General features: G+C 49.6%; 8 protein-coding genes. 3 read left to right on the forward strand and 5 right to left on the reverse strand.

Annotated features, from left to right (window positions below; genetic code table 11):
- Positions 1-178, forward strand: a 178-nt coding sequence (locus EKA13_RS24905; protein ID WP_141685661.1) for a transposase, incomplete at its 5' end; no start/stop codon positions are given.
- Positions 179-249: 71 nt separating this feature from the next.
- Positions 250-783, forward strand: a complete 534-nt coding sequence (locus EKA13_RS24910) for a hypothetical protein (RefSeq protein WP_065761782.1) — start codon at positions 250-252, stop codon at positions 781-783.
- 445 nt (positions 784-1228) lie between these two features.
- Here EKA13_RS24910 and EKA13_RS24915 read toward each other — a convergent pair whose 3' ends face one another.
- Both EKA13_RS24915 and EKA13_RS24925 read right to left on the reverse strand, forming a co-directional pair.
- Positions 1229-1636 carry a substrate-binding domain-containing protein gene (locus tag EKA13_RS24915; protein ID WP_065761783.1) on the reverse strand — a complete coding sequence of 136 codons (408 nt, stop codon included), beginning with the start codon at positions 1634-1636 and terminating at the stop codon, positions 1229-1231.
- Positions 1637-1928: 292 nt separating this feature from the next.
- Positions 1929-2786, reverse strand: coding sequence for a DUF5677 domain-containing protein (locus EKA13_RS24925; protein WP_065761784.1), 858 nt, complete (start codon positions 2784-2786; stop codon positions 1929-1931).
- Positions 2787-3079: 293 nt separating this feature from the next.
- On the opposite strand from EKA13_RS24925, the gene EKA13_RS24935 reads away from it, so the two are divergent.
- Positions 3080-4242, forward strand: a protein-coding gene (locus EKA13_RS24935) for an IS3 family transposase (RefSeq protein WP_100250162.1) whose coding sequence is annotated in 2 segments (ribosomal slippage) — positions 3080-3335 and positions 3335-4242 — 1164 coding nt in all. Because the reading frame shifts where the segments join, the coding sequence is not laid out codon by codon here.
- A gap of 241 nt (positions 4243-4483) precedes the next feature.
- Here EKA13_RS24935 and EKA13_RS24940 read toward each other — a convergent pair.
- From EKA13_RS24940 to EKA13_RS24950, 3 genes are all read right to left on the reverse strand, one after another.
- Complete coding sequence (locus tag EKA13_RS24940; protein WP_065761786.1) at positions 4484-4876, reverse strand: hypothetical protein; 393 nt, start codon at positions 4874-4876, stop codon at positions 4484-4486.
- Positions 4877-5311: 435 nt separating this feature from the next.
- Positions 5312-7108, reverse strand: coding sequence for a hypothetical protein (locus EKA13_RS24945; RefSeq protein WP_125862966.1), 1797 nt, complete (start codon positions 7106-7108; stop codon positions 5312-5314).
- Positions 7109-7130: 22 nt separating this feature from the next.
- On the reverse strand, positions 7131-7308 hold a 178-nt coding region (locus EKA13_RS24950; RefSeq protein WP_141685661.1), incomplete at its 5' end, for a transposase.

The raw sequence follows: 7308 nt of genomic DNA on the forward strand, positions 1-7308 counted from the left end.
CGCTGAGAGCATCCTTGCCTACTTCGACCGGCCAGGAACCAGCAACGGTCCAACAGAAGCTATCAACGGGCGACTTGAGCACTTACGAGGTACCGCCTTGGGCTTTAGAAATTTAACCAATTACATAGCCAGGTGCTTGCTGAAGTCAGGAGGGTTTAGAAATCAGCTACACCCTTAAATGCGAAGAGCCTGATTGTCCTTTTTGCGATCTCGTTTAATAGCCAGGCGAATTTCGCCGGGTTCCAGGTCATGGACGGACCTGGTTGGTTCATTGGCCCGCGCGCCGTGGCTCACATGATTGGATTCATCGGTTTGATCATGTGCTTTTGGTTTTTCTTCATTTCGTTCGCAGAAAAGACCACCCTTCGAATTAACCTTGCGCTGGGCAGCCTGTTGCCCATCATGGGTTTGGCTTATTTTTGGGGGCCTGAATTTCTCCAGGAAAAGATCGGAAATCTGCATGCACTGTTGGCGCTGCAGATGACTCCTATCTATCTTGCAGCCTGTTGTTGGGTTTACATGATGAAGAAGCTCACCCCTCGCCTGATTACTCCGAAGGGTGCGCTTGTTACAGCTATGTGTGGGGGTGTTGGTGTCTCTCTTTACTGGGAGCTGCTCCAACAGCGGTTCATCAATGTTTACGGAGATGCACCCAGAGACTATATCCAATTTGGACAAATTCTCTGCGATTTGACCGGAATTGCCATTGGTTGTGCATTGGTAGCCCTGATCGTGAATCAACTCAACAAACGACATCACCAGCCACATCCGCTTCCCGCCTGATAATTTTCGGATGCCCACATGCAGGGGGACCGCTATTTGATCATCAGCAGTCCCCCTGCTGATCCTAAAAAAGGGGGCTTACAATTATCCACCCGATGACTCTTATCAGACTCGATAGATGCCCGTTGGCCCAGGCTGTGAGTTGCAAGGCCGGTATGGCCTGGTAGCTGGGTGCAAACAACATATTTTGACACAGGGGCTTCGGGACAATTTTTTCTCTCTCCGTCGCCAGATGCCCAGCTCTAGAAGCGAGAGGAGCTAGAAGTTCTTTCCCTGTAGCCAGTGCAGGAGCTCAATGGTCGAAGGATGACGATCCTTCGCGCACGGATTCCGCCGCATGGCCCATGCCGATATAGGGGGTTGCGTCTCCGCGACGCTTTGTGATCAACGGGTGGTTACGAAGCAAAGCTAAATCAGCGATACGACATTGGCTTGGCGAGATGCTCTAGGTGCTTTCTCGCGGCACTACACGGAACCCAACATCTTCCACGTGCTCTCTTCGACCTAGGCTACCTTCAATCCTCTGCAGTAGCAGCTCAGCAGTACGTAGGCCGATACGACCACCATCTACGTTCACAGTGCTCAAACGAGGGTAGGTGTGGGCTGCAAATTCCAGATCGCCAAAGCCCATCACCGCAATATCCTGCGGTACTCGTAAACCATTGGCCTGGGCCTCTGCCATAACACCCTGAGCAAGTAGATCGATACTGCAGATCACTGCGTTTATTGGCTGTTTCGATGCCAACAGCTTAGACATAGCCTGGCGGCCGTGCCCCATATCCACCGGTACAGGTTCCAATTCGCAAGCACTAATGACTACGCCAGCCTGCTCTATGCGGCTAAATGAGCTCACAGACAACCTCCTTGCATGGCCGGATACACAACGCTCGATGCTTCGGTTGCCTACGAAATGAAGCATGCAACCCTGACGCTTCGTGGACGCAACTTGACTGACAGGCTCTATGGAGAATACTCAGGTTACTCGTCGACGCAGATCTACCTTAGGACACCACACAGTGCAGAGCTGAGCCTAACCTTCAAATTCTGATACGGCGAGAGCTTCAATATGGCTGTGTCACTCGGCACAGCCATGTTGAAAAATGTTGGAGCTTCACCCATTAGGCCAGGGTATTGAGCGTGAATGATCAGCGTTCTGACTGGTAGAGAAAGTCCATGTCCTCTGCCCGGAAATTCCACTTTTCAGCGGTTTCCCGGGCGACTCCGGCGTTGAGCAACACCTCATTGGCAGGAGGGAAGAGGTTCGCGTAATGGTGAGCGAAGTGCCCGATCAACATCAGAATCACCTGCAGATTTCCCGACCCTAGCATGTACTGATCAGCGAGGCGAACCGCTTGGCTACTCTGCATTGCACCGATGAAATCGCTGTGCGCATGTCCGCTGAGGAAAGGGTAGTAGGAGGTGAAGTAGGTTCTGTGTAGCCCAGCGTCAACGGCCAGATCGTTCCAATGCCAGCCTACATCCCAACTCCCTTTGCGGAGTCGATCTTGCTGTGGGGCTGTATATTCTTGGTAGTGCTGTGAGTCATGGATAGCTGGCCAAAGTACCGCTGCATTTGTCTCAGCCTTCTTGCGGGCCTCCCTCGCATCATCTGTGGTCGCAGCCATTTTGCTTCGTTTCTTCCAGCCGCAGTACTCCCACACGTTATGCCTGAACTCTCGCAACGATTCATTGCTGCCGCTGAGAAGCCAGGTCATCACCAGGTAGTTTTCGAGCGCAGAGCGCGTCAGCACTGCCATCGATGAGTGATCGATGAAGCTGTAAGGCGGGATGGTCTCGTTACGAAATGGCGAGGGCTCTAGAAGCGTACGCACCGAGCACATGTGTCGAAAAAGCTTCTTGGACAAATCATGCTGACTGAACATCCACTTCGGGATATCGGCTGTCGGGTCGTACTGTTCTGCCTGGGCTGTGATCATTTCAGCCATCAGTCCAATCAGGACGCCGAACTCCCTTTCTAGCTCTTCCGCTCGTTGGTACTGCATGCGCCTCTCCCCAAAAATCCCCAGAGCGCTTGAGTTTAGGCTGGGGATGGGCTTCCGAGAACCCCGTCGACAGGATCAGGAGGGAAAGGATTTTCGCATCCTCCAGCTACCTATCAACCTCAGCCACAAGCCTCCCAAAGCGCACTGATCTCTCCCGCTCTGCTGACATCTGGAATGGTCAGATCAAATGCAAATGACTGGTCACGTCGAATGCAAACGAGTGGTCAAGTGTAGTGGTCTAATGAAACCGGACACCCATTTAGGCGAGAATGCTCGCCATAGAGAGGTGTCTGATGACCAAACAACGCCGTACCTTTACGCCCGAGTTCAAGCGAGAAGCTGCCATCCTGGTCCTCGACCAAGGCTATAGCCACGCCGAGGCAGCCCGTTCCCTTGGGCTGGTTGAATCAGCCCTGCGCCGGTGGGTGAGCCAGCTTCAGCAAGAACGGGGCGGTATCACTCCGACCAGCAAAGCGTTGACGCCTGAGCAGCAAAAAATCCAGGAATTGGAAGCCCGAATCAATCGTCTGGAACGGGAAAAGTCGATCCTAAAAAAGGCTACCGCGCTCTTGATGGCCGAGGAACACGAGCGCTCGCGTTAGTCGATCAGCTTCGCTCCGAGGAGCCGGTTGATCTGTTGTGCTCGGTATTTGAAGTCACTCGATCTTGCTACTACGCATACTGTCGAAAACGCCGATCTCCTGATGCCGAACGGGTGATTTTGCGCAGCCGCGTGAACGAACTGTTTACCCAAAGCCGAAGCGCTGCGGGCAGTCGAAGCATCATGCTGATGATGAAAGAGGACGGCATGCAAATCGGGCGATTCAAGGTACGTAAGTTGATGCGCGAGATGAACCTGATCAGCAAACAACCGGGCTCCCATGCCTACAAGAAGGCCACCGTGGAGCGACCCGATATCCCGAACGTACTTGATCGAGAGTTCAGCGTGGCATCCCCCAACAAGGTCTGGTGCGGTGACATCACGTACGTTTGGGCTGAAGGTCGATGGCACTATCTGGCAGCGGTCATCAATCTTCATGCGCGCCGGGTCGTAGGCTGGGCGTTCTCAACTAATCCTGACGCTGACCTGGTGATCAAGGCATTGGATATGGCCTATGAGCAGCGTGGCCGGCCTCAGAATGTGCTGTTTCATAGCGATCAGGGCAGCCAATACGGCAGCCGGAGTTTCCGCCAGAGACTATGGCGATACCGCTTCACACAGAGCATGAGTCGGCGCGGCAACTGCCATGATAATGCCCCGATGGAACGGCTATTTCGCAGCCTGAAAACTGAATGGATACCGACTGTGGGCTACACGAGCGCCGCTTTGGCTAAACAAGATATCGGTCGTTTCCTGATGGAGCGGTACAACTGGCGGCGACCACATCAGTTCAACGATGGCTTGGCGCCTGCCGTTGCCGAAGAAAAACTTAACGCAGTGTCCGGGATCAGTTGACCACTACAAAGTGACTGCAATTACACACTTAGACGAGATCGCCAGTGAATGCTGCTCAAGCGACTGAAAACCCTGACTCCCCCGATGAAATATTTACTGAAGCCTAAATTGATCATCCGCGATACTTATGGTGCCAACCGGGCAAATTCACATTGAGTAGAGATACTCTGCTAGGTCGGAGCAGCAGGCAACCATACCAACGTGCGAGAATTTCCTGTAGGGATTGAGCCAGTCTCGATGTTCAATCATCGCTTGGAACAATGTCATTATCAAACATGAGCCTTAGATATTTCAAATGAAGCTTTAAGAGATTCGTATTCTCATCCCGCAAACGCTCAATCTCAACTAATTGCTTAGAGTAAGCCTTGAGCAAATTTTGACGAGACATGGTGCTCCCTCGCCCCTTAGGGGAATCATTCGCTTTAAGACGATCTTTAGCCAATTGAAATTCCCTAAGTATTTCACCTCCCTTAGCCTTATATAGGGTGGTCCGCTCATACGAATACCCTATATTCATCTCTATATGTTTAATATAGCTTTGCCAATTTAATGGCCCATTTTCTACTACCTCCCACTGACGAAGCATTTTGACAAAATCATGAAGATCCTCATTAGTTATTGCCCTCCTTTTCATGCTTTTTTACCTCTCAAATATCGTGAAACGTACGCAGAAAAGCTGGAGGCAGAATGATAAAAGCCACTAAACCTAGCACGCGCAGCATCATATAATGAGTCAGCATTGAGTACGTCAACATCACCCACACATGAGTCAATGACACTAAGTACTTTCCAGCAAGGGCGATTCAGACAGTCATACCGTACAAATCGTGAGCCTTTCAAATTCGTCTTGATAGCCCTGAAGCACCCCAATAACTGCTTATTGCCATTTAGCTGGTGAATAGTTAAATCAAACCCATACCTTTCAGAAAAAACAGATAGGACCATTTTTTTGGTCGGTAGGCCGTCTGCAAGCTCCCAACTACCACACAACTCTTGAAAAGCACCATAAATCTGAAGCCGCTCAGAACTATCGACAGCTAGCGCTCGCTCGCTCAATACCCGCCCCTGTTTAGATAAATATATATATCCTCCATCCTGTAGCTCCTGTTTCTTCTGAATAATCAGACCAGATGTTAACTTGTTTTTTTTCAATGCAATATTTAGTGGCATTGACAAACGGATACAGTCTATTTATTTCTTGTGCTACCTTAGAGCATGACGGCGCATTGAGTCGATCATAGTCCCAATGCCTGAGAACCTCCGCAGTCAAATAACGGAAATTCCAATACCAACGCAAGGAGCTATCTCTCTGGGCCAATGGACTTTGCAACAACCGAACTGCTAGTTCTTCTAGCGCGGCTTTAATCTCCTTATTCATTAGCAATGCCTCCCGACGAATCTTAAAATTGCAGCCTTCCTCTAAGAAATCGCAGATTGCCTTCCAGGTAGGAAGCCCATGAACTTCAAGCATCCACACATTTGGCAATGTCAGAATTTTTTCGATCGTTGCGCGGCTGTAGCCGCAAACACGCCCATCTTCGCGTGCCTTTTTAGTCAGCTCTTCAGATTTAATTTCACGCCACTTCAACGATTTAGACAACAAGTTATCATGCAAAATAACAGGTGGCAGCGCGCATAAAGCGCCAGCTGGAATGTCAGCCGCCTCACACATATCCAATTGCTTTTGGCATCGAGACAACTTCCTTTCGTGCACCTCTAGAAATTTATTAGCCCCAGGCTCATGGTTTGCTGCCGCGATACGTGCAGACTCGAGAACGGGAATCAATTTCTGAACCATTTTACTTGCCGCCGCACGACCTCTCTCACTTTTTGTGAAGCAATGTTCTGTGCAATCAATACATTGAAAGACATTTGGACAAGGACCAGAAACATAGTTATGCCGGCAAAAGCCGAGTTCTGTTACATGAAGAGACCCTACGACCTCTTTAAAAAACTGCTCAGTCGAAATACCTGTACCTTGATACTCTACACTGTAGAGATCATTTAAAAACCCACCAAACTCATAATTTAAGCTCATTGAATCCGCATCAATAGCTTCGGTCTTCTCCTCCATGGCTCGGTGATCATAATCGGAATTCTGTTCAACTGAACTTCGACCAGACCACATCGCTATGATTCTCTGGTCAATGTGCTTAGTTTGGGCAAGCGTATTCAGAAGGTGACGCAGCATGTGTGTACCCAATGATAAATCGTCACGACCAATTGATCTAAAGAACAACCTATTAAAGTGCATCTGCAGCTTTGAACTCGAAAAAAAATTCGGAACGTATTCACATCTCCAATAAACCTTCGTTACCGGCATCAGCGACGAATATGGATATACAAATATAGAGTCTTTGAAGAGAACTTCCGACACACCATCCACATATGGGAAAGTACTACCAAAGTGTCCCTTCACCCATGACAGTAATCGGCCTCTAGAAATTACGGCATTCCCCGTCACGGGCACCTTGATCTCGTCCCCTTTAGTAAGTATCTCCCCCTCAAAAAGCCTACTCAGCCCAGGTGGCATCAAATAGTACATGGGAGATTTTGGTCTATGGGTATGCAGATTTACGGAGGTAAGTTTGTCATCACGAACAAAGCCTATAATTGCTAAGGCCTCTGCAGCGCAAAAAGCGGACTTATTGCGCAATCCTTTGAGATTTTCAGGAATATAAAGTTCATCTGGCTTGATCGCATACCATGCCGCGACCTCACGAATTATTTTACTGTTAGCAATCAAACGATCGACCGCTAAACGGACAATCTGTTCAAACTCAATACATGGGGCTCTCTTAACTATCGCTGTCCCCCTTTTTGCCGGAGAGGGAAAGCGCAGCCCAAAGCCATCCAGATCTGTCACGCAGTTAACAGGCTCTTCGCATTTAAGGGTGTAGCTGATTTCTAAACCCTCCTGACTTCAGCAAGCACCTGGCTATGTAATTGGTTAAATTTCTAAAGCCCAAGGCGGTACCTCGTAAGTGCTCAAGTCGCCCGTTGATAGCTTCTGTTGGACCGTTGCTGGTTCCTGGCCGGTCGAAGTAGGCAAGGATGCTCTCAGCG

This window comes from Pseudomonas defluvii, assembly GCF_001695625.1.
Lineage (GTDB): Bacteria > Pseudomonadota > Gammaproteobacteria > Pseudomonadales > Pseudomonadaceae > Aquipseudomonas > Aquipseudomonas defluvii.